At 37.9% G+C, this 25,288-nt stretch carries 29 protein-coding genes; 6 read left to right on the top strand and 23 right to left on the bottom strand.

What is annotated here, in order from left to right; all coding sequences use genetic code 11:
* Window positions 1-52: 52 nt before the first annotated feature.
* The 11 genes from P7V56_RS02940 to P7V56_RS02990 form a co-directional block, all read right to left on the bottom strand.
* Window positions 53-463, bottom strand: coding sequence for a BrxA/BrxB family bacilliredoxin (locus tag P7V56_RS02940; RefSeq protein ID WP_171221165.1), 411 nt, complete (start codon window positions 461-463; stop codon window positions 53-55).
* Window positions 464-591: 128 nt separating this feature from the next.
* Window positions 592-1,185, bottom strand: coding sequence for a bifunctional phosphoribosyl-AMP cyclohydrolase/phosphoribosyl-ATP diphosphatase HisIE (gene hisIE / locus P7V56_RS02945; RefSeq protein ID WP_171221164.1), 594 nt, complete (start codon window positions 1,183-1,185; stop codon window positions 592-594).
* Window positions 1,182-1,934: an imidazole glycerol phosphate synthase subunit HisF gene (hisF, locus tag P7V56_RS02950; protein WP_171221163.1), complete on the bottom strand. Its 753-nt coding sequence runs from the start codon at window positions 1,932-1,934 to the stop codon at window positions 1,182-1,184. The genes hisIE and hisF overlap by 4 nt, the downstream gene beginning before the upstream one ends.
* Complete coding sequence (hisA, locus tag P7V56_RS02955) at window positions 1,928-2,641, bottom strand: 1-(5-phosphoribosyl)-5-[(5-phosphoribosylamino)methylideneamino]imidazole-4-carboxamide isomerase (protein ID WP_171221162.1); 714 nt, start codon at window positions 2,639-2,641, stop codon at window positions 1,928-1,930. The genes hisF and hisA overlap by 7 nt, the downstream gene beginning before the upstream one ends.
* On the bottom strand, window positions 2,638-3,216 hold the full coding sequence (hisH, locus tag P7V56_RS02960; RefSeq protein WP_171221161.1) for an imidazole glycerol phosphate synthase subunit HisH: 579 nt from the start codon (window positions 3,214-3,216) through the stop codon (window positions 2,638-2,640). Before hisH ends, hisA begins: the two co-directional genes overlap by 4 nt.
* Window positions 3,213-4,304: a bifunctional histidinol-phosphatase/imidazoleglycerol-phosphate dehydratase HisB gene (gene hisB, locus P7V56_RS02965; protein WP_171221160.1), complete on the bottom strand. Its 1,092-nt coding sequence runs from the start codon at window positions 4,302-4,304 to the stop codon at window positions 3,213-3,215. The genes hisH and hisB overlap by 4 nt, the downstream gene beginning before the upstream one ends.
* A complete protein-coding gene (hisC, locus tag P7V56_RS02970; protein ID WP_171221159.1) occupies window positions 4,301-5,314 on the bottom strand; it encodes a histidinol-phosphate transaminase in 1,014 nt (337 codons plus the stop codon). Before hisC ends, hisB begins: the two co-directional genes overlap by 4 nt.
* Window positions 5,307-6,596: a histidinol dehydrogenase gene (gene hisD / locus P7V56_RS02975; RefSeq protein ID WP_171221158.1), complete on the bottom strand. Its 1,290-nt coding sequence runs from the start codon at window positions 6,594-6,596 to the stop codon at window positions 5,307-5,309. The genes hisC and hisD overlap by 8 nt, the downstream gene beginning before the upstream one ends.
* Window positions 6,597-6,611: 15 nt before the next feature.
* Window positions 6,612-7,469, bottom strand: coding sequence for an ATP phosphoribosyltransferase (hisG, locus tag P7V56_RS02980; protein WP_171221157.1), 858 nt, complete (start codon window positions 7,467-7,469; stop codon window positions 6,612-6,614).
* A gap of 259 nt (window positions 7,470-7,728) precedes the next feature.
* The gene (locus P7V56_RS02985; RefSeq protein ID WP_171221156.1) at window positions 7,729-8,868 is read right to left on the bottom strand and encodes a lycopene cyclase family protein; all 1,140 of its coding nucleotides are present in this window, start codon (window positions 8,866-8,868) and stop codon (window positions 7,729-7,731) included.
* Window positions 8,869-9,612, bottom strand: coding sequence for a transporter (locus tag P7V56_RS02990; RefSeq protein ID WP_171221155.1), 744 nt, complete (start codon window positions 9,610-9,612; stop codon window positions 8,869-8,871).
* 84 nt (window positions 9,613-9,696) lie between these two features.
* Between P7V56_RS02990 and P7V56_RS02995 the strand changes: the two genes are divergently transcribed.
* The gene (locus P7V56_RS02995) at window positions 9,697-10,344 is read left to right on the top strand and encodes a metal-dependent transcriptional regulator (protein WP_171221154.1); all 648 of its coding nucleotides are present in this window, start codon (window positions 9,697-9,699) and stop codon (window positions 10,342-10,344) included.
* Window positions 10,345-10,346: 2 nt separating this feature from the next.
* Window positions 10,347-11,165: a ZIP family metal transporter gene (locus P7V56_RS03000; protein ID WP_171221153.1), complete on the top strand. Its 819-nt coding sequence runs from the start codon at window positions 10,347-10,349 to the stop codon at window positions 11,163-11,165.
* Here P7V56_RS03000 and P7V56_RS03005 read toward each other — a convergent pair.
* From P7V56_RS03005 to P7V56_RS03025, 5 genes are all read right to left on the bottom strand, one after another.
* Window positions 11,162-11,287: a FeoB-associated Cys-rich membrane protein gene (locus P7V56_RS03005; RefSeq protein ID WP_171221152.1), complete on the bottom strand. Its 126-nt coding sequence runs from the start codon at window positions 11,285-11,287 to the stop codon at window positions 11,162-11,164. The genes P7V56_RS03000 and P7V56_RS03005 overlap by 4 nt on opposite strands.
* Before the next feature lie 2 nt (window positions 11,288-11,289).
* The gene (locus P7V56_RS03010) at window positions 11,290-12,120 is read right to left on the bottom strand and encodes a hypothetical protein (protein WP_171221151.1); all 831 of its coding nucleotides are present in this window, start codon (window positions 12,118-12,120) and stop codon (window positions 11,290-11,292) included.
* Between the two features lie 43 nt (window positions 12,121-12,163).
* A complete protein-coding gene (gene feoB / locus P7V56_RS03015; RefSeq protein ID WP_171221150.1) occupies window positions 12,164-14,269 on the bottom strand; it encodes a ferrous iron transport protein B in 2,106 nt (701 codons plus the stop codon).
* A 6-nt stretch (window positions 14,270-14,275) separates the two neighbouring features.
* Entirely contained in the window at window positions 14,276-14,512 is a 237-nt protein-coding gene (locus tag P7V56_RS03020) for a FeoA family protein (RefSeq protein ID WP_171221149.1), read from the bottom strand.
* Window positions 14,513-14,586: 74 nt separating this feature from the next.
* A complete protein-coding gene (locus P7V56_RS03025) occupies window positions 14,587-15,261 on the bottom strand; it encodes an SCO family protein (RefSeq protein WP_171221584.1) in 675 nt (224 codons plus the stop codon).
* A gap of 142 nt (window positions 15,262-15,403) precedes the next feature.
* Here P7V56_RS03025 and P7V56_RS03030 point away from each other — a divergent pair, with 142 nt between their 5' ends.
* On the top strand, window positions 15,404-17,452 hold the full coding sequence (locus tag P7V56_RS03030) for a M13 family metallopeptidase (RefSeq protein ID WP_171221148.1): 2,049 nt from the start codon (window positions 15,404-15,406) through the stop codon (window positions 17,450-17,452).
* 19 nt (window positions 17,453-17,471) lie between these two features.
* Here P7V56_RS03030 and P7V56_RS03035 read toward each other — a convergent pair whose 3' ends face one another.
* From P7V56_RS03035 to P7V56_RS03050, 4 genes are read right to left on the bottom strand one after another with little or no spacing between them, the layout of a single operon-like run.
* Window positions 17,472-17,717: a CBU_0592 family membrane protein gene (locus P7V56_RS03035; protein ID WP_171221147.1), complete on the bottom strand. Its 246-nt coding sequence runs from the start codon at window positions 17,715-17,717 to the stop codon at window positions 17,472-17,474.
* Window positions 17,714-18,517 carry an SDR family oxidoreductase gene (locus tag P7V56_RS03040; protein ID WP_171221146.1) on the bottom strand — a complete coding sequence of 268 codons (804 nt, stop codon included), beginning with the start codon at window positions 18,515-18,517 and terminating at the stop codon, window positions 17,714-17,716. Before P7V56_RS03040 ends, P7V56_RS03035 begins: the two co-directional genes overlap by 4 nt.
* The gene (locus tag P7V56_RS03045) at window positions 18,514-20,901 is read right to left on the bottom strand and encodes a M28 family peptidase (RefSeq protein ID WP_240976557.1); all 2,388 of its coding nucleotides are present in this window, start codon (window positions 20,899-20,901) and stop codon (window positions 18,514-18,516) included. The genes P7V56_RS03040 and P7V56_RS03045 overlap by 4 nt, the downstream gene beginning before the upstream one ends.
* A 50-nt stretch (window positions 20,902-20,951) precedes the next feature.
* On the bottom strand, window positions 20,952-21,302 hold the full coding sequence (locus P7V56_RS03050) for a hypothetical protein (protein ID WP_171221145.1): 351 nt from the start codon (window positions 21,300-21,302) through the stop codon (window positions 20,952-20,954).
* 374 nt (window positions 21,303-21,676) lie between these two features.
* Between P7V56_RS03050 and P7V56_RS03055 the strand changes: the two genes are divergently transcribed.
* From P7V56_RS03055 to P7V56_RS03065, 3 genes are all read left to right on the top strand, one after another.
* Window positions 21,677-22,009: a single-stranded DNA-binding protein gene (locus P7V56_RS03055; RefSeq protein ID WP_171221144.1), complete on the top strand. Its 333-nt coding sequence runs from the start codon at window positions 21,677-21,679 to the stop codon at window positions 22,007-22,009.
* Window positions 22,010-22,091: 82 nt separating this feature from the next.
* Window positions 22,092-22,532, top strand: a complete 441-nt coding sequence (locus tag P7V56_RS03060; RefSeq protein ID WP_171221143.1) for an HRDC domain-containing protein — start codon at window positions 22,092-22,094, stop codon at window positions 22,530-22,532.
* Window positions 22,533-22,734: 202 nt separating this feature from the next.
* The gene (locus P7V56_RS03065; RefSeq protein WP_171221142.1) at window positions 22,735-23,163 is read left to right on the top strand and encodes a hypothetical protein; all 429 of its coding nucleotides are present in this window, start codon (window positions 22,735-22,737) and stop codon (window positions 23,161-23,163) included.
* 250 nt (window positions 23,164-23,413) lie between these two features.
* Here P7V56_RS03065 and P7V56_RS03070 read toward each other — a convergent pair whose 3' ends face one another.
* Genes P7V56_RS03070 through P7V56_RS03080 form a run of 3 tightly spaced genes read right to left on the bottom strand, consistent with a single transcriptional unit; the run spans window position 23,414 to window position 25,279 of the window.
* Complete coding sequence (locus P7V56_RS03070) at window positions 23,414-23,935, bottom strand: ferritin (protein ID WP_171221141.1); 522 nt, start codon at window positions 23,933-23,935, stop codon at window positions 23,414-23,416.
* 29 nt (window positions 23,936-23,964) lie between these two features.
* Entirely contained in the window at window positions 23,965-24,588 is a 624-nt protein-coding gene (locus P7V56_RS03075) for a chloramphenicol acetyltransferase (RefSeq protein ID WP_171221140.1), read from the bottom strand.
* A gap of 4 nt (window positions 24,589-24,592) precedes the next feature.
* Window positions 24,593-25,279, bottom strand: coding sequence for an HAD family hydrolase (locus P7V56_RS03080; RefSeq protein ID WP_171221139.1), 687 nt, complete (start codon window positions 25,277-25,279; stop codon window positions 24,593-24,595).
* Between the last annotated feature and the right edge of the window lie 9 nt (window positions 25,280-25,288).

The following is a 25,288-nucleotide window of genomic DNA, read 5'->3' on the forward strand; positions in this document are numbered from 1 at the left end:
GATAGACGTGATTCAATGGAAAAGGTTGCGTGATGTTTTAAAAAAATATTTTTTAGCAGAATTCTGCGTAAGCATCTTTTAGGTTTTCTGCTATTAATTCCGCCGGACGACCTTCGATGTGGTGACGTTCCAACATGTGTACCAATTCACCGTTTTTGAACAACGCCATACTTGGTGATGATGGTGGAAAAGGAAACATTTCTTCTCTGGCAGCGTCAACGGCTTCTTTGTCAACACCGGCAAAAACAGTGATTAAATGGTCCGGTTTTTTAGCACCATCCAAACTCATTTTTGCACCCGGACGAGCATTTCTGGCCGCACAACCGCAAACTGAATTTACCACTACCAAAGTGGTTCCTTCTGCTTTGATTGCATTTTTTACGTCGGCTGCTGTATATAATTCTTGAAAGCCAGCTTCTGAAAGTTCAGCGCGCATTGGCAATACCATTTCTTCTGGATACATATTTTTTTATTTTAAATATTAGTAAATTTTAGATTTTGAAATCTCTTGCAAAGATAATGAGAATTCTAAAGGTAATTTTTAAAGAAATGATAAAGATTTGTTATTGTTTGATAGTCTGAAAACTGCTTTTATTTATTCTTCATCCTGTCTTTTAAAATCATTTCAACATTTTCTAAGTTAAACCCTTTTGCTTTCAGTAAAACTAAATAGTGAAACAACAAATCCGCTGCTTCATTCAAGAACAAATCCGCATTATCATCTTTGGCTTCTATGACCAATTCCACCGCTTCTTCGCCCACTTTTTGGGCTATTTTATTGAGGCCTTTTTGAAAAAGTGAGGCAACGTAAGAGTCTGAACTTGGGTTTGAAATGCGTTCTTCAATGACTTTTTCCAACTCATTTAAAAATGAAAATTGAGGTTCATTGTCAAAACAAGAAGTTGTTCCGTTGTGACACGTTGGTCCGTTTGGAAGTACTTTAATCAGCAACGCATCTTGGTCGCAATCTTCTTTGATGGAAACAACTTTTAGAAAATTTCCCGAAGTTTCGCCTTTGGTCCACAACCTGTTTTTACTTCGGCTGAAGAATGTCACAATTTTTTCTTCTTGTGTTTTTTGGAATGCTTCTTCGTTCATGTAACCTAGCATCAACACTTGTTGCGATTGGTTGTCTTGAATAATCGTTGGTATCAATCCGTTGTTTTTGGAGAAATCTAAGGTCATCTGATGGGTATGTTTTGGGTTTTTAAAATGTTTTTTAAAGTAGCAATCGGGACTTCATTAAAGTGAAAAATACTCGCGGCTAATCCGGCGCTGACTTCGGTTTTGGTGAATAAATCGATAAAGTCTTCTGCATTTCCTGCGCCACCGGAAGCAATCACCGGAATAGAAACCGCTTTACTGATGGCATTTGTAATTTCCAGAGCAAAGCCGTTTTTCGAACCATCATTGTTCATTGAGGTTATTAATAACTCTCCGGCACCGAGTGCTTCTGCCTTTTTGGCCCAATCAACCGCTGGAATTCCGGTCGATTCCGTGCCACCTTTGATAAAAACAAACCAGTCATTTTCGATTTTTTTAATATCAATGGCGACGACTAAACTTTGGCTTCCGAATTCATTTGATATTTGAGTAATCAAACTCGGATTTAAAACGGCAGCCGAGTTGATACTGACTTTATCCGCACCGGATTGCAATAACAATTTAGCGTCTTCCACGGATTGAATGCCGCCGCCAACGGTGAAGGGAATATTGATTTCTTTAGCCAATTGGGTTACCATTTCGGCCAAGGTTTTTCTTTTTTCCAAAGTCGCGCTGATGTCTAAAAACACCAATTCGTCGGCACCGTTTTTCGAATAAAAAGAAGCCAATTCCACCGGATTGCCGGCGTCTTTCAGTTCCAAAAATTGAATGCCTTTCACGACACGTCCGTCTTTGATATCCAAACACGGAATGATTCTTTTCTTTAACATAATTCGCGTAAGTTTTCGATTTTAATAGTGCCTTCGTATAATGCTTTACCAATGATGGCGCCTTCGCAACCCATGGTTTTCAGCAATTCTAAATCGGCTAAAGTGGTTACGCCGCCGCTGGCAATCAGATTCACTTTCGTCTTCGATAAAATATCGATATACAATTCATTGGATGCGCCTTGAAGCATACCGTCTTTTGAAATATCGGTACAAATCACTGACGAAATTCCTCTGGAAACATAGTTAAAAATGTATTCTATAACATCCAGTTCAGACGTTTCCAGCCAACCCTGAGTCGCAATTTTTCGATTCAAACAATCGGCTCCCAAAATGATTTTATCGTTTCCGAATTCGCTTAACCAACTTAAAAATTCCATTGGATTTTTGGCTGCAATACTTCCGCCGGTGACTTGATTAGCGCCGTTTTCAAAAGCAATTTCGAGGTCTTTTCGTTGTTTTAATCCGCCGCCGAAATCTATTTTTAAATTCGTTTTTGTAGCGATTTCATAAAGCACTTTGTGGTTGATAATTTGGCTGGACTTTGCGCCGTCTAAATCCACTAGATGCAAATATTGAATCCCATTGTCTTCAAAATATTTAGCGACTTCCAACGGATTTTCGTTATAGATTTTTTGCGTCGCATAATCGCCTTTGGTCAAACGGACACATTTGCTGTTGATTAGGTCTATGGCCGGTATGATTCTCATAATTTCAAAAAGTTTAGTAATAACTGTTCGCCTACACTCGAAGATTTTTCGGGGTGGAATTGGGTTGCATGAAAATTATCCTTTTGCATCGAAGCACTAAATGGAACAATGTAATCGCAGACGGCTGTGCTTTCTTGGCTGATTTCAGCATAATAACTGTGAACGAAATAGAAGTTTTCTTCGGTAGAAATTCCATCATACAATATTGAATTTAAACCCGAAATATTGTTCCAGCCCATGTGCGGCACTTTTAATTTAGGTTCGAATTTCTTTACCGTCGCCTCAAAAACTCCTAAACATTCTGTATCGCCTTCTTCCGAAAATTGACACAATAATTGTTGCCCGAGGCAAATGCCTAAAACAGGTTGTTTGAGGTTTTTGATGACTTCGTCCAGTCCTTTTTCTCTTAAGTATTTCATCGCGGAACTTGCTTCGCCAACACCTGGGAAAATTACTTTTTTTGCTTGTTGTAAAAGGTTTTTATCATCCGTAACAACACACGAATAACCCAATCGTTCCACCGCATTTTTCACCGAAGTGATGTTGCCGGCATTGTATTTTACTATCGCTATCATAAGATTCCTTTGGTGCTTGGGATGTTGTTTGTGCCGTCTTTTTGAACTGCCATTTTTATGGCTTTGGCGAATGCTTTGAAAATAGATTCTATTTTGTGGTGCTCGTTTTCGCCTTCTGCTTTGATGTTTAGATTGCATTTGGCGCCATCGCAAAATGATTTGAAAAAGTGAGCAAACATTTCGGTAGGCATTTCCCCAATTTTTTCTCTGTTGAATTTTGCCTCCCAAACTAACCAAGGGCGACCGCCAAAATCCAAAGCCACTTGCGACAAACAATCGTCCATGGGCAACAAAAAGCCATAGCGATTGATTCCTTTTTTGGAACCCAAAGCCTGGGCAAAAACATCACCCAAAGCAATCCCGACATCTTCAATCGTGTGGTGTTCGTCGACATATAAATCACCTTTGACCGAAATATTCAAATCGATATTTCCGTGTTTGGCTATTTGGTCGAGCATGTGGTCAAAGAAGCCTAAGCCGGTATTGATGTTGCTTTTTCCGTTGCCGTCCAAATTGATTTCGACTGAAATTTCGGTTTCTTTTGTGGTTCGAATAAGTTGTGCTGTTCGAGGTTGTAATTTTAAAAATTGGTAAATGGTTTCCCAAGAAGTAGTAGTCAAAACCGCTTGTTCATTGGCTTCAGCCGAAATATAAATAGCTTGACTGCCTAAATTTTGGGCCAATTGGATATCGGTGATTCTATCGCCTATGACAAATGAGTTCTTCAAGTCATAATTGCCTTTTACATATTGTTGTAACAATGCTGTTCCGGGTTTTCGCGTGGGTAAATTTTGCTCCGGAAAGGAAACATCAATAATGACATCAGAAAATCGAATCCCTTCGTTTTCAAACGCTTTCATCATTTTATTATGAGCCGGCCAAAAGGTGTTTTCGGGAAATGAATCCGTTCCCATACCGTCTTGATTGGTGACCATGACCAACTCATAATCCAATTCTTTAGCGATTCTTGACAAGTATTGAAAAACTTGCGGATAAAACTCCAATTTTTCCAAAGAATCGATTTGAAAATCAATCGGCGGCTCGAGGATTAACGTGCCGTCTCGGTCTATAAATAATACTTTTTTCATACGGTTATTAGTTGTAAAGCATATAGTAATTGTTGGTTTTCTCTTGGCGTTCCAATGGTAATTCGAATAGTGTTTTGAACCACCGAACTTCGGTTGCGCGTGATGATTTGTTGTTCGATTAAATGGTTGTAAATGGCGGTGGCATTTTCCATTTCGACTAATAAAAAATTGGCATCTGATGGATAAATTTTGGTTACAAATTCCAAAGCCAAAAGTGATTCTTTGAGCAACTCACGTTCTGATTTTATGAGTTGTACATTCGATTTGAAAGTAGCCTCATCAGCCATTGATTTTACAGCAGCTTCTTGGTTCAACTGACTCACATTGTAAGGCGGTTTTACTTTATTCATCACCGAAATTATGTCTTCATTCGCGTAAGCAATTCCGACACGAACAGCAGCTAGACCTCGTGCTTTGCTAAAGGTTTGTGACACAATCAAATTGGGATATTGATTGATTTTGGAAACCAATGAAGGTTGATCACTAAAGTCGATGTAGGCTTCATCCAGAAATACTATTCCGTTGAAATATTCAATAATGTATTCGAGATTTTTCAAGGCATTTCCGGTTGGATTGTTGGGCGAACACAAATACAGAACTTTTGCCTTTTGCATCAAAATAGCTTCGGTATTCAACTGAAAATCTTCGGTAAGCGGAATCGAAATGATTTCCAAATTATTGATATTCGCATAGACTTTATACATCCCATACGTTGGCGGACAGATGATGATTTTATCGGCTGAAGGTTCGCAAAATACCCGTTGCACTAAATCAATGATTTCGTCACTTCCGTTTCCGATTAAAATGTTTTCAAGGCCGACTTTCTTCTGACTGCTCAAAATTTGTTTCAAGCGCCATTGGTACGGATCGGGATAGCGGTTTAAGTTGCCATACGGATTTTCATTGGCATCCAAAAAGATACCTTGATTGCTTTTGTATTCGTCTCTCGCACTCGAATATGGCGTGAGCGAAAGAATGTTTTTCCGAATTAAATAGTTGATATTATCCATTTTGTAATTTTTTTAATCGGATGGAAACCGCGTTTTTGTGGGCGTCTAATTGTTCGGCCGCAGCCATGAGTTCAATAGTTGGCCCAAGGTTTTGTAGACCTTTGGAAGTCAATTTTTGAAACGTAATTTTCTTGACAAAACTGTCTAATGAAACACCGCTGTAATTCTTGGCATAACCGTTTGTCGGTAACGTATGATTGGTTCCGCTGGCGTAATCTCCGGCGCTTTCGCAACTGTAATTGCCAATAAAAACCGAACCGGCATTTTCGATTAAAGTGATTTTGTTTTCGGCATCTTCCAGGGCTAAAATCAAATGTTCCGGTGCGTAAAAGTTACTGAATTCGATTCCGGTTTGGATACTTTGAAAAACTAAGGCCCGACTATTTTCCAAAGCTTTTTCTACAACCGATTGTCGTGCTAAAAGGGCTTTTTGTTTTTCGATGGCTGTTGCCACTTTCGAAACAATTTCCTCTGAATTGGTGACCAAAATCACCTGACTGTCACCACCATGCTCGGCTTGCGAAAGCAAATCGGAAGCCACAAATTCAGGGTCGCAAGTGTCATCGGCAATGACCAATAACTCACTTGGTCCGGCCGGCAAATCGATGGCTAAGCCTAATTGTTGTGCGTATTGCTTGGCCGCTGTGACATATTGATTTCCCGGACCGAAAAGCTTATCGACTTTCGGAATTTCATCAGTTCCAAAGGTCATAGCGGCAATAGCTTGAATGCCACCCACTTTGTACATTTGAGTTACACCGGTTAATTGTGCCGCATACAAAATCGCCGGATTGATATTACCGTTTTTATCCGGTGGTGAACACAAAATAATATTTTTACAGCCTGCAATTTTAGCCGGAATCGCCAACATTAAAACCGTAGAAAAAAGCGGTGCTGTTCCGCCCGGAATGTAGATGCCTACCGTTTCTATGGCGCGACTTTCTCTCCAACAAAATACGCCCGAAGTGGTCTCGATTTTGGTAGGGATTTCTTTTTGCGATTGGTGAAAACGTTTGATGTTTTCGGCGGCGATTTGGATAGCATTTTTTAAATCAGATGGAATTTCGGCCACAGCTTTTTCGATTTCAGCTGTTGAAACGGCTACATTTTCAATCGATATACCATCGAAATAATTGGTGTATTTTTTTACGGCAGTAGAACCGTTTTTTTGGATGTCATTAAAAATGGATTTTACGGTTTCGTTTAAATCGGCTGAGGCTACAGTTTGGCGAGTGGCCAATGCTGACCATTGTTCGGGAGTTGGATTTATATAAGTTTTCATGTGTTTTGAATTGAATTATCGAATCATTTTTTCTATCGGAATGATGAGAATGCCTTCGGCACCTAGATTTTTGAGTTGTTCTATGATCTCCCAATAATCGTCTTCTCGAATAACCGAATGCAAACTGCTCCAATCTTTGTTGACCAAAGGCAAAATGGTGGGCGATTTCATTCCGGGAAGCAAAGAGCAGATGTTGTTGATGGTGGAATTGGGCGCATTTAGCAAAATATATTTATTCTGTTTGCCTTCGCGAACCGATTGGATTCGGAATAGCAATTTGTTGAGAATGGCTTGGGTTTCTGGTGTCAGATTGGGATGGGCAATTAAAACGGCTTCGCTTTTAGTAACGGTTTCAACTTCTTTTAAACCATTCATTAAAAGTGTACTTCCGGTGCTGACAATGTCGAATACGGCATCGGCTAAACCAATGCTGGTGGCGATTTCAACACTGCCGCTGATTTCTTCGATGAAAACATTGATGTTCTTTTGGGCGAAAAAATCAATTAAGATTTTAGGATAACTGGTAGCGATTCGTTTGCCTTCAAAATAACTTAAGTCGGCATAGATTTCGTCTTTCGGAATGGCCAATGACATTCGGCATCCTGCGAAACCCAATTGTTGAATCACTTTTACTTCTTTGCCTTTTTCCCAGACTTCATTTTCGCCCAAGATACCGATATCGGCAACACCTTGTTCTACGTATTGCGGAATGTCATCATCGCGCAGGAATAGGATTTCGACCGGGAAATTTTGGGCAACGGCTTTGAGTTTGCGTTCGCCATTGGAAATTTTGATGCCACATTCTTCTAGTAATTGAAGCGACTTTTCACTCAGTCGGCCACTTTTTTGAATCGCAATTTTTAAAGTACTCATTTTTTAATGGGGAATAAAATCTGAGTATATCGCGAAGTGTATAAATACAAAAAACCCGTCTTGATATACTCAGACGGGTTTTTAATTATGTTTTTGGATTAGCTACAATACATCATTAACTCGCCTGGTTGCAAGAATGATGATGATGTAATTGTGTAATAATCGTGTTCATGGTTTTATTTTGATGGGACAAAACTAAAGAGAACTTTTGGAACCTGCGATGTTTTTTATAAAGTTTAACATTTGTTCAGTTGAGAGATTACCGAATAATTCTGCGGAATAAGGCTTTAATGAAAAGCATTTTCGGGCATTTCCAAATGACCTGTAAATCTTCCCCAAAAGAGGTTTCTTCGTCCAAAAACTTGAAGATTACGGTAGCATTTCCTTTTTCAAACATCGATGAAAATATGGTTGAACCCAGATGATTTTTTTGGTCTAAAATATCCAATAGAAGCAAATCATAAAACCAAAATTTATCGGCTTTGTGAAATTTAGTCAAGTCGTTTTCTTTGGATAAAAATTGAACCAAAACTTGTGATTTTTTGACCGTATTTTTAAAAGTATAACCGGTACTGGCTTTCGTCCAACCGCCGGCAGAGCCAATGTTTAATATGTTTTTCGAATTGTGTTGCCAAAACGGATAACACGTCATCGGAATATTACCTTGTTCTTTTTCTACTAATTCGTAATTCGTAATTCCCAATTTATTGATGTAGTTTTTGATTTCGGTTTCGTATTCTTCCTTGGCTAATAAATCTTTGGAGAACAAAGTATATTCTAATAAAGCTTCGGTTGTTGAAGTTGGCAGCACATACATAAATCGCGTGTTGCCTTTTTGCTCCACCGAAAAATCCATGAAAGTCGCACAATCGGGATTGAAAACCGGTTCTTTGCTTTTGATAAACCAGCCGATAAAATGTTGGTGCAGAAAAGGATATTTGGTTTGAGTTTTAACCAATTCCGGGTTGAAAATGGAATTGAAAATTTGGTTACAAGTAAAACTTTCCTGTTCGGTTTTGACGACGCAATGATGTCCCAATTCTTGAAAATCGATTACTTTTTGGTTGAGAAAAGTGATGTTCTCTTCTTTAGAAATCAGCTCAAAAACCCGATTGTAAAAATCCAATCCTTTGACCATTTTGTATTGGTACGGATTTAGATTTAGTTGTCTTTCAAAAGTTTCATTTTTAAACCATGCGGAGTTCCATTGGGCGGAAGCCAGATCGTCATACAACCCTTTATCATCCCAAAAACACCAAGTTCGGTCGTTGGTTTTTTTTGAATTCTCGTCAATTAGTAGAATGGATTTGTCTTTGAATTTGCCGGAAAGAACCATTTCATAAACCGTCATTAATGCGGATAAACCTGTGCCGGTAAAAATGTAATGGTAGTGTTTCATTTAGATTCGGAATGAGAAGCCCACGGCTACGTAATGTTCAGGGGCATTATCGGTAATTCCGATTCCCGAAGACAAATCTAGCATAAAATTGTTGTTAATCAAATAGGTTATACCGCCGTCAAAACTGTGGTTAGCGGTATCATTTTGAGGCGCAAAACCAAAAAATTCAATATAAGAACCAATTTTTTCAGTGATTGACAAGCCAGATGCTACGGTATAAATGAATGTAGGTTCCGCGGAAAAGCCATCCCATTCGGCGCCTAGATTATAACTGAATGACATTCTTTTTGACAAAGTGTGTTGCATCACAAAGCGGAATTCCGGGGCATGGAATTCGGTTTTGAAGTCAGTTGAAGCCGCATTTGGTAAAGAAATGTGACCAATGAAAGAAGTTTTAGGCCAAAATCCTATCTCTTCTGTAATTTTAATTTTGCAACCAATTAAAATCGGATTCAAACCGGAAGTCGTTTCGCTACCAAATTTTTCTGAAACAAATTCAGTAATCAATCGCAACTCGAAATTGTCATTGACACCATATTTCCAAAGGGTTGAAGGCAATATATTGGTTTTACTTACTTCATCGTTTTTTTGGAAGGAAAATCCCGTTTCAACTTGAAACATGCCTTTTGGTGTTAGGGCAGGAGTTTCTGTTTGATCCGGTCTGTCGGTTTGAATAGGTTCTGTATCTTGAGCAAAGCCGAGACTTGTAATTAGTATAAGAGGCAATAGTAATTTTGTTTTCATGAAAATATATTTTAGACAAATCTAAAAAAAAAATTTCATTTGAATCAAATTTATATTTAATTTTGTCCAATAGCATTTAGACTTATGACCATTTCCGAAGAAAATTACATTAAGGTTATTTATCATCTATCGTTGGTTTCTCCAAAAGGCGTAAATACTAACGCTATTGCGGGCATGTTAGAAACCAAAGCGTCTTCGGTGACGGATATGTTGAAGAAACTTTCGGAGAAAGATTTGGTTTCGTACCAAAAATACCAAGGTGTGAGTTTGACTGAAAACGGATTGCTTTCGGCCAAAATGATTGTGAGAAAGCATCGTTTGTGGGAAGTTTTTTTGGTGGAGAAATTGGCTTTCAATTGGGATGAAGTGCATGAAATTGCCGAAGAATTGGAACACATCAAGTCGGAAGCTTTGATTAATAAATTAGATGCTTTTTTAGGATTTCCGGCGTTTGACCCGCATGGTGATCCCATTCCGAATGAAAAAGGTGTGATTCAAAAGGTCAATAAATTATTGCTTTCGGAAGCCGAATTGAACCAAGAATATTATTGCATAGGAGTAAAAGACTCTTCTTCGGAGTTTTTAAAATATTTAGACAAACAAAAAATTGCTTTAGGTTCTACTTTTAAAGTGATAGAAAAAGAGAGTTTTGATGATACTTTGACGGTTGAAGTCAATTCACATGAGAAAATTATCTCAAATAAAATTGCTAATAACTTATACGTTCAATAATTATGTTTGAATCAGTAATCAATTATTTTGAAAGCATTGATCCTATTTTGGCGGCTTTTTATGCCACAATGTTTACATGGTTTTTAACGGCGCTTGGTGCTTCGTTTGTATTCTTTTTTAAGAACATGAATCGCGTAGTGCTTGATGGAATGCTTGGTTTTACCGGTGGTGTGATGGTGGCGGCGAGTTTTTGGAGTTTGTTGGCGCCGGCCATTGAAATGAGTGAAGGGGAAGGTTTTGTGAAGGTGATTCCGGCAGCGGTCGGATTTTTGTTAGGCGCAATCTTCATTTTTGGCTTGGACAAAATTTTACCACATTTGCACATCAATTTTAAAGAAACTGAAGGTATCAAATCACCCTGGCAACGAACAACTTTGTTGGTGTTGGCGATAACCTTGCACAATATTCCTGAAGGTTTAGCGGTAGGAGTACTTTTTGGAGGCGTAGCAGCGGGCATTCCGGAAGCGTCAATAGCCGGAGCGGTTACTTTAGCGATTGGTATCGGCATTCAAAATTTCCCGGAAGGAATTGCGGTTTCTATGCCTTTACGCCGAATGGGCATGAGCCGATGGAAGAGTTTTATGTACGGACAATCATCGGCCATTGTGGAACCCATTGCCGGCGTTTTGGGCGCGGTTGCGGTAACTTTTTTTACGCCTTTATTGCCTTATGCTTTGGCTTTTGCTGCCGGAGCGATGATATTTGTGGTGGTGGAAGAAGTAATTCCTGAAACGCAGCAAGATAAAAATACAGATATTGCCACCCTGGGATTCATTGGAGGATTTATAGTGATGATGACTTTGGATGTGGCTTTGGGTTAATGACAACCACAGTCGCCTTTGTCACAATTTTTTTTAGATTTTTTTTTACCGATAAATTTTTGGGCCAAAAAGCCTATGGCAATTCCCAAAGCCAAGTAGACCAGTATTTCTTGTAGTTCCATAATTAATTCAAATAAATTCCGCCACCTAACGAAATAAAATTATACGTTGGAGAAGCAATTTTTAAATGTTCATAACCCAGCAAAGCAAACCATCTTTTGACATGGTATTTGGCTTCAAATTCATAGGCATGCACGGGTTGACTATTAATTGCGCTCCATTTGGCTGCCGCCGATAAACTGAGGTTGTTACCCATGAAAATTTCGGTATTAAGGCCAAAAGAAAATCCTGCTTTTTTTACTTCATTCCCGACATAAGTTGTACCAATAGTCCATCCTAAGTTAAAATTTTCCAATCGAATCCTGTCATATCCTAAATTAAAATGAAACAAGGAAAGCCTATCGGTTGCAGTAGTAGCCTTGTTTTTTTCGAGGATTTGCCTAAAATCAGTCTGTATGTAAAAATATTGGAATGGTCTTATTTTTAACTTTAAATGATTGGCATATAAATCTTTATCACTGTAAAGCAGCATATTTTGCAAATCAAATCTAAAGTTGTTTTTAGAGTCTTTAGCCACTTGCACCCCATAATTTCCATAGTTGCCCGATTCTTTATTGTGATAAGGATAATCGCTTAACCTATTGTACAAATGGTCTTCATTTTTATAGTCGCCAATAAAACCGTATTTAAAAATGCCCCAAGTGATTTCAACCCAAATATTAACCTCGTCATCGTCATCATTAGCACGGTTTGAACTTGAACCGCTTGAACTTCCTGAGTTGCCTGAATTACTCGAGCCAGAGTTTAATTCGCTTTTAGATTGAGATACTTTGGATTGACTCAAGGCTACAGTACTACCTAATAACCATAGGCATAGACAAACAATTTGTTTCATTGGGTTGGGTTTTTCTCGTCAGCCACAAAAATCAAACCGAAATTTATTTTAAAAGTTGGTAAGCAATCAAGGCAGACAAATAAGCAAATCCACTCATAAAAACCAATTGCACTAAAGGCCATTTCCAGCTGTTGGTTTCTTTTTTTACAATCGCCAAAGTACTGATACATTGCATCGCGAAAGCATAAAACAACAATAGCGAAACACCGGTAGCAAAATTAAAAACCTTTTTACCATCAGGGTGAACTTCAGCAGCCATGCGGTTTTTAATTGTGGTTTCTTCCTCGCTGTGGCTTCCTACACTGTAAATTGTTGCCAAAGTTCCCACAAAAACTTCACGAGCGGCAAACGAACTCACCACGGCAATGCCTATTTTCCAATCGTAACCTAAAGGTTGTATTATCGGTTCGATAGATTTCCCCATAATTCCAATGTAAGAGTTTTCCAATTTATGAGAACTGATTTGGTCATTGACATAATCGGCATCATCCAAACGATTTTCCATTTTTACTTTTTTGATGACGATGCTTTCGGCATTATCAAATCCTTTTGCCGGTCCGTGTGAACCTAAAAACCAAAGAATAACAGACAAAGCTAAAATGATTTTTCCGGCACCAAAGACAAACGATTTGGTTTTTTCAATTACATTAATGGCTACATTTTTGAAAAGCGGTAGTTTGTAATTGGGCATTTCTACCACAAAATAAGATTTGGTTTTTAGCTTTAAAATGGTATTCAAAAGATAAGCTGAGAAAATGGCCATTCCAAAACCTAAAAGATACAAGGTCATCAAGGTTAAACCTTGTAAACTGAAAACACCAAGCAATCTTTTTTCGGGAATGATTAGGGAGATTAATATGGCATAAACCGGTAAACGAGCCGAACAAGTGATAAATGGCGTAACCAGTATAGTAATCAATCGCTCTTTCCAGTTTTCAATATTTCGAGCACTCATAATCGCCGGTATCGCACAAGCCGTTCCCGAAATTAAAGGCACAACGCTTTTTCCGGAAAGACCGTAACGACGCATGATTTTGTCCATTAAAAAAACCACTCGGCTCATATAACCGCTTTCTTCCAGCATGGAAATAAAAAGAAACAAAAAAGCAATTTGCGGAATAAAAATTACGATACCGCCAATGCCGGGTATAATTCCTTCGCTGATTAAATTGGTTAATTCTCCGGCAGGCAAATGGTTTTTAGCATAGTTGGCCAAATTGGCAAAAGTGCTGTCTATAAACTCCATCGGAATACTCGACCAATCAAAAATCGATTGGAAAATGAGCAATAAAATCCCAAAGAAAATGGCGTAACCAAAAATCTTGTGGGTTAAAACTTTATCCAACTTAGATCGCAAATCAGAAGCATTTGCGGTATCAATATGTTGGCCTATTTTCAGGGTGTCATTGATAAACTGATAGCGTTTGATGGTCTCTTTTTGCTGTAATCGTTTTAAATCGGAATGCGATTTGGCAAAGGAACTTTGGATTTCTTTTCGTTCCAAATTTAAGAAATTCACATCCTGGGTAATCACCAACCAAAGTTTGTACAACAACTGATTGGGGAAAGCATTTCTGAGTTTGTCAAAGTACTCAACATCAATACTAGAAGCGTTCAAACAAGGCTCAGTAGAAAGATTTTTATACTCAACGATGGTATTTTTCAGTTCGTCTATGCCAATGCCTTTTCGGGTGCTGACCAAAACGATTTTGGTTTTTAATTGTTCTTCCAGATAAGGCAAGTCGAGCGTGATGCCTTTTGCTTTCATTCGGTCAGACATATTGATGACCAAAATGGTTGGAATTTCAAGATCTTTGATTTGGGTGAAAAGCAAAAGGTTTCGCTTTAAGTTTTCCACATCAGTAACTACTACTACAACATCAGGGAAAAGTTTGTCGTTTTTGTTGAGCAATAATTCAATAACTACATTCTCATCAATCGAACTGGCATTCAAACTGTAAGTTCCCGGTAAATCAAGAATGTTGGCCTTGATGTTATTGGCCAATTTACAGAAACCGAGTTTTTTTTCAACCGTAATGCCGGGATAATTTCCAACCTGTTGGTTCAATCCGGTGAGCTGATTGAACACCGAAGTTTTTCCGGTGTTAGGGTTTCCAATAAGCGCTACGGTGATGTTTTGGATGCTCATTTTTGATTATTTCTCACGGATTTCGACTTCAATTTCATGAGCCGTTTCTTTTCTGATGGCCAAATGAGAACCATTGTTTACATTCAAATAAATAGGATCACCAAGCGGTGCAATTTGAACAATCTCTAAATCATTGTTAGGTAAACAACCCATTTCTAAAAGTTTGAGCGGAATTTTATCCAAATCAACATGAGTGATTACGGCTTTGTCTCCAATTTTTAATAAATCAACGGTAGTTTTCAATGCTTATTTAGATTGAATTAAGATTACAAAAGTAGGGATAAAAAAAGAAAATCGAATGATAATTATCAGTTTAACTAATTTTTATCTTCTGTTAACAACCACTTAATGTCCTCGATAAGTTTTTGGACTTCTTCTTTTTTGGTGCCGTCATAAAAACCGCGTACATGTTTGTCGGCGTCCACCAGAACAAAGTTTTCGGTATGCACCATGTCATATAGTTCTTCAGGTTTGCCCAATTTTACCGCCAAATACGACTTTCGGGCCATGCGGTAAATGTCTTTTTTGTCTCCGGTAACCAAGTTCCATTTGGTGTCAATTACACCTTCTTTCAGCGCATATTTTTTCAAAACCGGAACACTGTCAATTTCAGGGGTTACTGTATGGGACAATATCATTACCTTAGGATTGCTTAAAAAGGCGTTTTGTACGTCAATCATATTTTTGCTCATTACCGGACAAATGGAACCACAAGTGGTAAAGAAAAAATCGGCGACGTAAATTTTGCCTTCATAATCTTTTTGGGTAATGGTTTTGCCGTTTTGATTGGTAAACGAAAAGTCGGCTATGGTATGATATTTTTCAATATATTGCACCGTACTGTCTACCAATTCCGGATTGACATCAGCCGGATTGTATATCGGAAGCGTTTTCCCCGGTTTCAAAACATTGTAAAATAAAGAAACTGTGATGACAGAAAAAAGAAGGAAAGTGCCAATAAAGATTCTGTATTTTTTGAGTAAAGCCAGCATGCTGATTTTTTTTCCAAAAGTACAAAAGCTAATCCAACCAAGGTAATTTTTAATGGTAATCAAGACTTATATTTTTGTTAAAAATTAAATCTCCATTGCGATTATAAATAAATTTGCTTTTACGAACTAAAACTTAAATTCTATGAAAATAAACACACTTTCAAAAGCTTGCTTGTCATTCTTCTTGCTGGCAGGAGCCTTTCAAATGCAGGCACAAAAAAAACCCGGAATTGACCTGTCATTAATGGATAAAACGGTCAGGCCCAATGATAATTTCTTCAATTTTGTAAACGGAACTTGGGTTAAAAATACCGAAATTCCTGCCGATAGAACCCGTTGGGGAAGTTTTGATGAATTGCGTCAAAAAACCGATACCGATGCTTTGGCTATTCTTAATGAAGCTTCCCAAAATCCTGCATACAAATCCAATACAGACCAAGGGAAAGCCATCAATCTTTATAAGACAATTATGGATACCGTTGCTCGAGACAAAGCCGGAATTGCACCACTGAAGCCTTATTTAGAGAAAATCAACAAAGTTAAAACGGTAGCCGATTTACAGAAATTAATGATTGAAATGTCGTCGAAAGGCGGTATAGGTTTTTTTGGCGTAGGTGTAGGAACTGATGCTAAAAACAGCAACAGAAATGTGGTGAATGTTGTTCCGGGTTCTTTGGGATTGCCCGACAGAGATTATTATGTGTCCGATGATAAAGATTCTAGAGAAAAAAGAGAGAAATATGTTGGTCATGTCGCTCGAATGCTAACTTTCTTGGGTGAAAAACCTGAAGCAGCTAAAGAAAATGCCAAAAGAATATTGGAATTGGAAATAGACATGTCAAAACCTAGGTTAGACCGAGTAGAAAGAAGAGACCGCAGAAAAACATACAATCCAATGACGGTTGCCGATTTGCAAAAGTTAACACCGGCCATCAATTGGGAAGCTTACATTACCGGAATTGGTTTGCCGAAAGTAGATTCTGTTATTGTGTCCCAACCAAGATATATGGAAGCTCTGCAAGGGATTTTTACCCAAAACAAAGTAGAAGATTGGAAAGCTTACATGCGCTGGACATTGTTAAATGATGCGGCCAATAAATTATCACCCACGATTGAAAAAGCCAATTGGGAGTTTTACAGCAAAACTTTGAGCGGTGCTATCAAACAAAGACCTTTGAATGAAAGAGCTCTTCAGGTAATTAATGGCGCTACCGGAGAAGCCTTAGGGAAATTGTATGTAGAAAAAATGTTCCCGGAAGAAGCCAAGCAAAAAGCCACGGAGATGATCAAATACGTGATTATGGCATACGAAAAGCGCATCAACAACTTAGTTTGGATGTCACCTGAAACCAAAGATAAAGCTATTGAAAAATTAAACAGCATGACCATTAAAATTGGTTATCCGGATAAGTGGAAAGATTATTCGGCTTTAACCATCAAAAGTCCGGCAGAAGGCGGAACTTATTTTGACAATGCCATGAGTATTTCCAATTGGAATTTCAAAAGAAATATAGATAAATTAGGTAAACCGGTAGATAAAGTTGAATGGAGCATGTCGCCTCAAACAGTCAATGCTTATTACAATCCGTCTAATAATGAGATTGTTTTTCCGGCAGGAATATTGCAACCGCCGTTTTATGATTACAAAGCGGATGAAGCGGTTAATTACGGTGGTATCGGAGCGGTTATCGGTCATGAAATTTCACACGGTTTTGACGATTCGGGCTCGAGATACAATGCTCAAGGAAATTTAGTGAACTGGTGGACAGAGGAAGATTTGAAGCAGTTTACCGAATTGGGAACCGACTTAGCCAATCAATATTCTGCTTTGGAACCATTGCCGGGTATTAAAGTGGACGGAAAATTTACCTTGGGTGAAAATATCGGAGATTTAGGCGGAATCAATGCCGCTTACGATGGATTGCAATTGTATTTAAAAGATCATGGCAATCCAGGTTTGATTGACGGTTATACACCCGAACAACGTTTGTTTATCTCTTGGGCTACCATTTGGAGAAGTAAAATGCGTGACGAAGCCATTAAAAATCAAGTAAAAACGGACCCACATACACCGGGAATGTACAGAGCTTACGTTCCGTTATTAAATTTAGAAACCTTTCACAAAGCATTCAACATCAAACCCGGAGACGGAATGTACCTCGAGCCGAATAAAAGGGTGAAAATCTGGTAATAATAATTAAAACCTCAAGTTAAGCTTGGGGTTTTTTTATGCTTTTCATCAAGCCGATAACACTAACAATTGCCCAAGTCCCTTCGAGAATGATGAAGGGCCAAAAGCTTATCAGGATAGAAGCAAAACAAGCAATACTTGCACCAACGATATTCATAACATAAAACAAAACCCCTTCTTTTTTAATCCAGGAAAAGATATTTAAAAAGTAGGCGAGAAGGATTAATCCGACTCCGATGGTTCCGATGAGGTCATTGGTATTCATAAAATTTTGTTTTGAAATTCGTAGCCTAAAAAAGTTTCAATCTTATCACTCAAAATCGTTTTACCAACCGAAGTTTTGCTATGGTCAAACTCCGGCAAGGATAACCCTAATGCTTTTGCTTTTTGAGTATAATAGTTTTTTCTGGTCGGATGAAATGGGGCAACCGCATTAAAGGTTTCTCCAAAACAGTCTCGTGCAATGATACGGTCAATAATTCCGATACAATCCGTTTGATGAATCAAGTTAATCGGGCCATCGGGATTTTCTAATTGCTGTCTTCCGGCCAAAAAACGAATAGGATGTCGGTCTTCCCCAATCAATCCACCAAAGCGAATCACAGTGGTTTTGAAGTTGGCATTGCTTTGCAAAAGTTGTTCCGCTTCCTTTATTTGTTTACCACTCTCGGTATCGGGCTGAGGTTGAGTTGCTTCAGTGATGACGGAATTGTCATCGGCATAGACCGAAGTCGAACTCACAAAAAGGACTTTATTCACGGTTGATTTTTCTATAAACGGAATAATCTGTTCAATTTTGGCCACGAAATTTTCACCGGAATTTCCCCTCAGTTTAGGCGGAATATCAATGATTAAAATATCAGAATCGGATAGAAAAGAATCCATATTGCCGCTAATTTCCTCTTCTGATAAAGTCAACAGGAAAGGGTTAATCCCGGCATTTTGCAAGAGCGAAATTTTCTCCAAAGAAGTAGTCGAACCTTTTACCGAAAATCCTTTTGCTATCAACGATTTGGCCAAAGGCAATCCCAGCCAACCACAACCTAAAATACTGATATTTTTCATCGGCTTAAACTGTCAACAGCCACGGTCAAACTATCTTTTTCCTTAGTCAGGCCGCTTGGAAAAATTGGTGTTTGGCCTTCTGCAACCGAAGCTTTCACTTTTTGTCTTATAATTACCGCATCATTCAACACAAAAGGCGTAGGAATCATCCAAGTTTTTCTCTTGGCCATGGAAAACAACGGATTGGTCATCAAATCAAAGGAACTTTCCACCAAATTCAAATCTAATTTTTGATTGGCAGGAATGGAAAATTCTAATTCTAAAGGGGTATTATCTACTACATAATAAGTCAATAGTTTGCCACCGGATTTACCCGAAATGTTACTATTGAAATCAATTGATTTTACGCCATTGGCTTTGAAATTAGCTATAGCAATGTTTTTATTATTGAAAAGGTCATAGCGATTTACTTTCCGGTTCGGCGTGATTTTAATGTGATACAAATGTTGGTTTCCTCTAACGGAATCGACCAAAAAGTCAATAGTCGGTTTGGCAATATTTTTCACCGGTGCGGTTGCCGAAAAAGTAAATACAGAACCGTATTTGCTATACATTTTATTGATGTTTAACGGTGCGCCGCTTTTAGGGTTATCCCCTAAATAACCTTTGGTCCATTCGTCTAAATTGACATCATAAGTAGCCCAATGTGCTTTGTTTTGATCAGCATCTAAAATATAAACCAAGCTGTTGGGTTTGGCTTTGCCATAAGTATAACCCGAACCTTGATGGGCTTTTATAAACAATCCGACTGACAATAAAAAGAAAGCCAGAGACCAGAGTCTTTTTCGTGGAAACGAACCAAAAATAGGCAACAACAAAGTAAAAGTTAGCACAGTTAAAATAGCACTGCCAAAGAGAATTTTGAGTCCTAACCCAATTGGAAACATTTGGATAAACGGCACAACAATGAGTAATGTTGGAATAGCCAAAACCACATTGAGAAACCAATTAGATTTTTGTGTCAACACAAAAACACCCAACATCAAAGCGCTCGAAAGCACCGGAATTATCAGGAATCCGGCTCCGGGTAATCGTAGAGCGATCCCGATATTGATTAAAAGCCAAACAAATAATGGCGCAATCATTTGGTTCATTTCGGGATTGCGTTTGCCGTTGTTGTGATAAAATAAAAAACAAACAGCCAAAGCCAAACTTACAAAAGCGTAAATATAATCATGACCGTTATAAGTAAATCCTTGAAGAATATCTTGGTATTCGGGATAAAAATTGAGGAATAATTTCCAACCAACATAGGTCAACAAACCAACAGTAATCAGGGAAGCCAAAAGCGGAATAAATCCTTTTATGATTTCATCAATCCTCAAAACGTGTTTGCCCATGCCAATAAACATAAACAATAAAACCAAGCCAAACCCGATAATCACCATCGGCATAATCCAACCAAAAGGATAACTCAAAAACCCAAAAGGAATACTAAAATAGACTTTGTCATCAGTTGAATTTAAGTTTTTCAAATCAGCATTCGCAAAATGATTCAGCAACGGATACAAATAAGTACCTTGATGTGCTAAAGTTTTCGGGTCTAAATGCTCAAATTTATCTTGCGCAGTATGATAGTCATAATGTCCGTCAATAAAAGCAAAATTAAAGCCTTGAATTTTTCCTTCTTCTCTAAAAACAGTCAAGTCGGTATCATTGGGCAACATTTTATAAATGCTGTACATCAACGAATTGGACGCCGGATAGGTTGCGCCGCCATCTTCGAAAGCTTCCACCATTTTGGCATTACCGTCATTGGTTTCCATTAGCATATAACTCGGTCCCGAACTTCCTCTGGCTTCAAAATTTAAGACTAAACCCACTTCTTTAGCCCATTGGTGTTGGGTTACAAAAAGAGCGGCACCATTCAGTCCCAATTCTTCCGCATCGCTAAAAAGGATGATGATGTCGTTTTTAGGTGTTGTTTTGTTGTGTAAAAAAGCGCGAACACTTTCTATTATGGTTGCCACACCCGTAGCATCATCGCTGGCGCCATGTGAAAACGAATGCGGAGCACTGTCGTAATGAGAAAGCAGTAAAAGTGATTTAGAATTGGCAGAGCCTTTTATTTTGGCCAAAATGTTTTTTGATTTAACCAAAGTTCCTTTTTCAGTCATTGTAAAACCTTCCTGAACTGAAGTTTGTAACCCTAAATTTCGCAACTCTTTTTGCAAATATTGGCCCACAACTTCGTGATTTTTGGAGCCAACATAATGTGGTTTGGCCGACATAGCTTTGACTGTCTGCAATGCTCTTTGGGTAGAGAACTCAGAAAGTGGCGCTTCGGTTTGGTCGTAACTTTGGGGCATCATAAAATAAAACACACCCGATATGATGGCTACGACAAACAAAAAACTTAATAGTGATGGTTGGTTGTTTTTCATTGTTGGTTGGTTGTTCTTTGCAGAAACGACCAAAGAACTCTGTAAATTTACTAAATATCTTTTTTAACCAACACATAAAAATCATGGTCCAAAACCATATACCCTTGATCGTAAACAAAATAATAAGTATTCCCCGTTTTGGTATGCATTAAATTGGTGATATAGTCAAAATCAAATCCCTTGCTCAATAGCTTAATTTTGGTCGTTTTTGTTTTTCCTTCCCCATTTAATTCCGAGAGAATGCGGTAATTTTTGCGCAACTTATTATTAGTATTGCGCATATAATTAGTAGTGTCTTTGTTGATTTTGTTGTTAAAGGAGTTGCGGCAACCATCGCTACAGAACTTTTTGTCCTCACGACCAACAATTTTGTCGCCACATTCTAAACAAGCTTTGTCCATACTGTTCTTATTACAAATTATACATTTTCCTAAAAGCAGTTGAAAATTCGGAGCAGAAAGTTTGGGCGTTCTTGGCATCCATGTTCCTGCTTTCCGTTCTATCTTTTATGCCTGACAGGCATAAAAGGATGCCACTGCAATCAGGGCTATCCCGAAACTCTGGGAAAGATTTTTTTGTTCTGGACGCTTAAATTTCAATCAAATATAAGAAAAGTTTTCTATTTACAAACGGGTACAAATAATTACAACCGAAAGTAAACGGTAAGAAACCGACTATTATTTTTTAATTTCCACAACTTTGCTTTGTCGAAAACCAGGAAGGTCAGCCGACAGAGTTACACATTAATAACAATAACATTTTAATTTTAAACGCCATGAATGCCATGAAAAACAGAGTACAATTAATCGGACACGTTGGCCAAGAGCCGGAAGTAAAAGCCTTTGACGGAGGGAAAAAAGTAGCCAATATCACCATCGCTACTAACGATTATTACACCAACGATAAAGGTGAAAAAGTTGAAAATACCGAATGGCACAAAGTTGTTGCTTGGGGAAAAACGGCAGAAATCATTGAAAAGTATGTCACCAAAGGCAAAGAGATTGCCATAGATGGTAAATTAACCCACAGAAGTTACGACGATAAAGACGGTACTAAACGTTACGTGACTGAAGTGGTTGTCAATGACATTTTGTTGTTAGGTAAATAAAATGCATTCCCGAAGAATTCCCCGTTTCGTTTTTGTGAATGGGGAATTTTAAAGGGTTTTTAAGCCAACTAAAAAAACAGTAATGAACATCAAAGTGTTTAACATACGATTGGCCAAAGAATTCTTTCAAGAAGATCAAGCCAAGATGAATGCGTTTTTAGACAGTGTTGAGGTTAAACTAGCCTCGGCCAATTTTGTCACTACCGGTTCGGTTGACTTTTGGTCGGCAACAGTGTTTTATTTGCCCAAGAAAGTTAAAAGTACAAAACCGGATAAGCCAACTTTAGCGGGAGAACTTTCCTCTAAGGAAAATGAAATTTTTAACGCTTTGCGTGTCTGGCGAAACGATTTGGCCCAAAAGTTAGATAGGCCTTCGTATACTATTTGTCATAATTCACATTTGATTGCGGTGGCTAAATCTAATCCGCAGACTTTGGAAGATTTGGAAGGCGTTTCCGGTTTTGGTAAAATAAGAGCAGAGAAATACGGAGAAGATATTTTGGCAGTATTGAATGCCCTATAGAGAATCGAAATGTTAGGTTAACCAAACGGCAAAGGTTATACTTTTGCCGTTTTTTATTTTGAATTTCGTAATATATTAACTCAATAAATAGAAAGTTGTTAACACGAAAACGTTTTCGGTGACGATTTAAAAATAAGATTGTACTATTTCCCCATTAATTTAACTACATTTATTTCGGTTAATCTGTCAAATAAACCTAGAAATGAACAAATTAAAATTAATATTGATTTTAATACCGTCTTTATTTGCGGTCAATTTTGGTTTTAGCCAAGTTGGAATTAACACAACAACGCCATTAAGCACTTTAGATATAAATGGTAATTTATCGGTTAAAACCGTTACGCTTACCGGAAGCGGTTCGGCAACATTAATCAATGACGGCGTTTATATTTCTATAGTGCCGCAAGCCACTGATCAAGAATTCAGATTGCCTAGCCCGATTAGTTTTCCCGGTAGAATTTACATCATCAGAAACATACAAAATAGTATTACAGCCAAACTTACAACTACAGCAGGCTTGTTGTTTCCGAAAGGGTCTACTACCGGAAGCACCCAAATATATATGTATGAAGGAAACAGAAGAAGTGTCATTGTAGTCAGTGATGGTTCGAATTGGACCTACTTTGACTAAACAAAAAAGCCCTCAATGTTGAAGGCTTTTTAGTTTATTCAGTTTTTTAAACAAATCAAACATCGGACATTTTTTACATCGTTTGTCCTCTGATTTTTTGTATTTTTCACAACACTCCGACTTACAATTTTCGGCAAGTTTATGTGTTTTAAGGAGCAGTTTTTTATGCTTTTTTTCCTTGTCTTTGGTCTTATTTTTTTCTTTCTTACTCACCCTGGCAGCATTTACAATAAGTACGTGTCAAACCTATTTATGGTTTGGTGTTCAATGAAACTGAGCTGGTAACCACCAATTGCTGAATGTCACGGTCAAACAAATACAAACCACCACGGTCTTCTCCAATCAAATTGATTTTGTCTAAGATAGTCTTAGCCTGCGCTTCTTCTTCTATTTGTTCGGCTACATACCATTGCAAGAAATTGTGGGTAGCATAATCTTTTTCACCCAATGTTATATGAACCAATTCGTTGATAGAATTAGACACAAACAATTCATGTTGGTACAATTCTTCAAACATTTCTTTGAAGGTTCCGAATTTTGTTTTTGGCGCTTTTAGTTCGGTGATTTCGGCATGCGAACCTCTTTCGTTAACGTATTTAACGAGTTTTAACATGTGTTGGCGTTCCTCATCCGATTGGGCAAACATGAATTGCGCTACACCTTCCAACCCTTGTACTTCTGCCCAACAAGCCATTGATAAATAAATTTGAGAAGACTCCGCTTCAATGCGAATTTGATTGTTTAAAGCTTTTTCGATATTTGATTGTAACATAAATTTCTTTTTTTAGTAAAGTTAAAAAATTATTCGTTTAACAACTCTTGCAGTAAAGTTAAAAATTGGCTAACATGATAGCCGTCAACCAATCCGTGATGTACATGAACTGAAATGGCCATGGTTTTTTTACCGTTTTCTTCAACCATTTTGCCATAAGATATTTTCGGACAACTATCCGGCCAGCTAAAACTTCTTGCATGCGAATAAGACGAAAAATCTACCCATGGTACTGCTGAAAAATGAATCAAATTGATTTCGAAATCTCGAGTAATTAACCCGGAAGTATTTTGTATTCGAGCAATTTCTTTTCGTGTGATTTCAGCAAAGACAGCCAAATCTTGGTCGTATTCCATCAAAGAAAAACCAAAAGTTTTGTCCTCACGTAAAATAGTAGCCGAGGCGTCAATTTGGTCAAAAACATACACTTCATCATCAATTATTCGGTAACGAAAATTCTCCACGGCATTGACTGCCGTTAAGGTTTTGTGTAAATAATAAGTAAAAAATGAAACGCCCAATTCTTTCGATTTTGCATAAGCTTTGCTACAATCTACTCGGGCAGTAATACCAAAAAACGGCTCTTCCATTTGCTTGAAAAACAGGAAATGTTCCTTTCTGTTCCAAGTGTCCAAATCTAATTTATGCTTCACTTTTTTATAGTAAAATAGGTAAAACTTCGGTGATTTTTTCCAAAGCTTTGAAGTTAGGATGTTCTACTTTGTGACTGATTTTTTCGTGCTCCCAAGTCGTATGAAAAGGAATATGTACCGCATGACCACCAATGTTCAACACCGGTAATACATCGGATTTTAAAGAATTGCCAATCATAAAAAATTCTTCCGCTTTGATTTCCAAACGCTTCAGCAAATCTTCATAATCTTTTTCTTTTTTGTCCGACATCACTTCAATATGGTGAAAATAATGGCCTAAACCCGAATTGTGCAGTTTTCTGCGTTGGTCCAATAAATCGCCTTTAGTGGCCACAACTAATTTGTATTTTCCGTTCAATGCTGCTAAAGTTTCTTCTACACCATCTAATAATTCGATGGGTTTTTGAAGCAGTTCTTTGCCGTATTCAGTAATCTTTTCAATGGTTTCAATGGAAATGGTGTTGTTCGAAATTTTCATTGCTGCTTCTATCATCGAAAGAATATAACCTTTGATTCCGTACCCGTATAATTCTAAATTGGCAATCTCGGTTTTAAACAATTCCTGCGACAAACCTTGATGCGACAAATAATCGCTCATCAAAGCACAAAACTTTTCTTCCGTTTCCTGAAAATAAGGTTCGTTGACAAACAAAGTGTCATCGGCATCGAAAGCGATTACTTTTAAGTTCATTGTTTTTAA

The sequence above is a fragment of the Flavobacterium sp. IMCC34852 genome (assembly GCF_030643905.1).
Lineage (GTDB): Bacteria > Bacteroidota > Bacteroidia > Flavobacteriales > Flavobacteriaceae > Flavobacterium > Flavobacterium rivulicola.

Excerpts from the sequence above, each read along its gene's own strand:
- P7V56_RS03070 (WP_171221141.1), bottom strand. The coding sequence starts at position 23,935 with ATGTTACAATCAAATATCGAAAAAGCTTTAAACAATCAAATTCGCATT.
- hisF (WP_171221163.1), bottom strand. The coding sequence starts at position 1,934 with ATGTTAAAGAAAAGAATCATTCCGTGTTTGGATATCAAAGACGGACGT.
- feoB (WP_171221150.1), bottom strand. The coding sequence starts at position 14,269 with ATGAGCATCCAAAACATCACCGTAGCGCTTATTGGAAACCCTAACACC.
- P7V56_RS03035 (WP_171221147.1), bottom strand. The coding sequence starts at position 17,717 with ATGAATACCAATGACCTCATCGGAACCATCGGAGTCGGATTAATCCTT.
- hisG (WP_171221157.1), bottom strand. The coding sequence starts at position 7,469 with ATGAGTACTTTAAAAATTGCGATTCAAAAAAGTGGCCGACTGAGTGAA.
- P7V56_RS03045 (WP_240976557.1), bottom strand. The coding sequence starts at position 20,901 with ATGAAAAACAACCAACCATCACTATTAAGTTTTTTGTTTGTCGTAGCC.
- P7V56_RS03050 (WP_171221145.1), bottom strand. The coding sequence starts at position 21,302 with ATGGACAAAGCTTGTTTAGAATGTGGCGACAAAATTGTTGGTCGTGAG.
- hisIE (WP_171221164.1), bottom strand. The coding sequence starts at position 1,185 with ATGACCTTAGATTTCTCCAAAAACAACGGATTGATACCAACGATTATT.
- P7V56_RS03030 (WP_171221148.1), top strand. The coding sequence starts at position 15,404 with ATGAAAATAAACACACTTTCAAAAGCTTGCTTGTCATTCTTCTTGCTG.
- P7V56_RS03040 (WP_171221146.1), bottom strand. The coding sequence starts at position 18,517 with ATGAAAAATATCAGTATTTTAGGTTGTGGTTGGCTGGGATTGCCTTTG.
- P7V56_RS03065 (WP_171221142.1), top strand. The coding sequence starts at position 22,735 with ATGAACAAATTAAAATTAATATTGATTTTAATACCGTCTTTATTTGCG.
- P7V56_RS02985 (WP_171221156.1), bottom strand. The coding sequence starts at position 8,868 with ATGAAACACTACCATTACATTTTTACCGGCACAGGTTTATCCGCATTA.
- P7V56_RS02990 (WP_171221155.1), bottom strand. The coding sequence starts at position 9,612 with ATGAAAACAAAATTACTATTGCCTCTTATACTAATTACAAGTCTCGGC.
- P7V56_RS03060 (WP_171221143.1), top strand. The coding sequence starts at position 22,092 with ATGAACATCAAAGTGTTTAACATACGATTGGCCAAAGAATTCTTTCAA.
- hisD (WP_171221158.1), bottom strand. The coding sequence starts at position 6,596 with ATGAAAACTTATATAAATCCAACTCCCGAACAATGGTCAGCATTGGCC.
- P7V56_RS03080 (WP_171221139.1), bottom strand. The coding sequence starts at position 25,279 with ATGAACTTAAAAGTAATCGCTTTCGATGCCGATGACACTTTGTTTGTC.
- P7V56_RS02995 (WP_171221154.1), top strand. The coding sequence starts at position 9,697 with ATGACCATTTCCGAAGAAAATTACATTAAGGTTATTTATCATCTATCG.
- hisB (WP_171221160.1), bottom strand. The coding sequence starts at position 4,304 with ATGAAAAAAGTATTATTTATAGACCGAGACGGCACGTTAATCCTCGAG.
- hisA (WP_171221162.1), bottom strand. The coding sequence starts at position 2,641 with ATGAGAATCATACCGGCCATAGACCTAATCAACAGCAAATGTGTCCGT.
- P7V56_RS03010 (WP_171221151.1), bottom strand. The coding sequence starts at position 12,120 with ATGAAACAAATTGTTTGTCTATGCCTATGGTTATTAGGTAGTACTGTA.
- hisH (WP_171221161.1), bottom strand. The coding sequence starts at position 3,216 with ATGATAGCGATAGTAAAATACAATGCCGGCAACATCACTTCGGTGAAA.
- P7V56_RS03000 (WP_171221153.1), top strand. The coding sequence starts at position 10,347 with ATGTTTGAATCAGTAATCAATTATTTTGAAAGCATTGATCCTATTTTG.
- P7V56_RS03025 (WP_171221584.1), bottom strand. The coding sequence starts at position 15,261 with ATGCTGGCTTTACTCAAAAAATACAGAATCTTTATTGGCACTTTCCTT.
- P7V56_RS03005 (WP_171221152.1), bottom strand. The coding sequence starts at position 11,287 with ATGGAACTACAAGAAATACTGGTCTACTTGGCTTTGGGAATTGCCATA.
- P7V56_RS02940 (WP_171221165.1), bottom strand. The coding sequence starts at position 463 with ATGTATCCAGAAGAAATGGTATTGCCAATGCGCGCTGAACTTTCAGAA.
- hisC (WP_171221159.1), bottom strand. The coding sequence starts at position 5,314 with ATGGATAATATCAACTATTTAATTCGGAAAAACATTCTTTCGCTCACG.
- P7V56_RS03055 (WP_171221144.1), top strand. The coding sequence starts at position 21,677 with ATGAATGCCATGAAAAACAGAGTACAATTAATCGGACACGTTGGCCAA.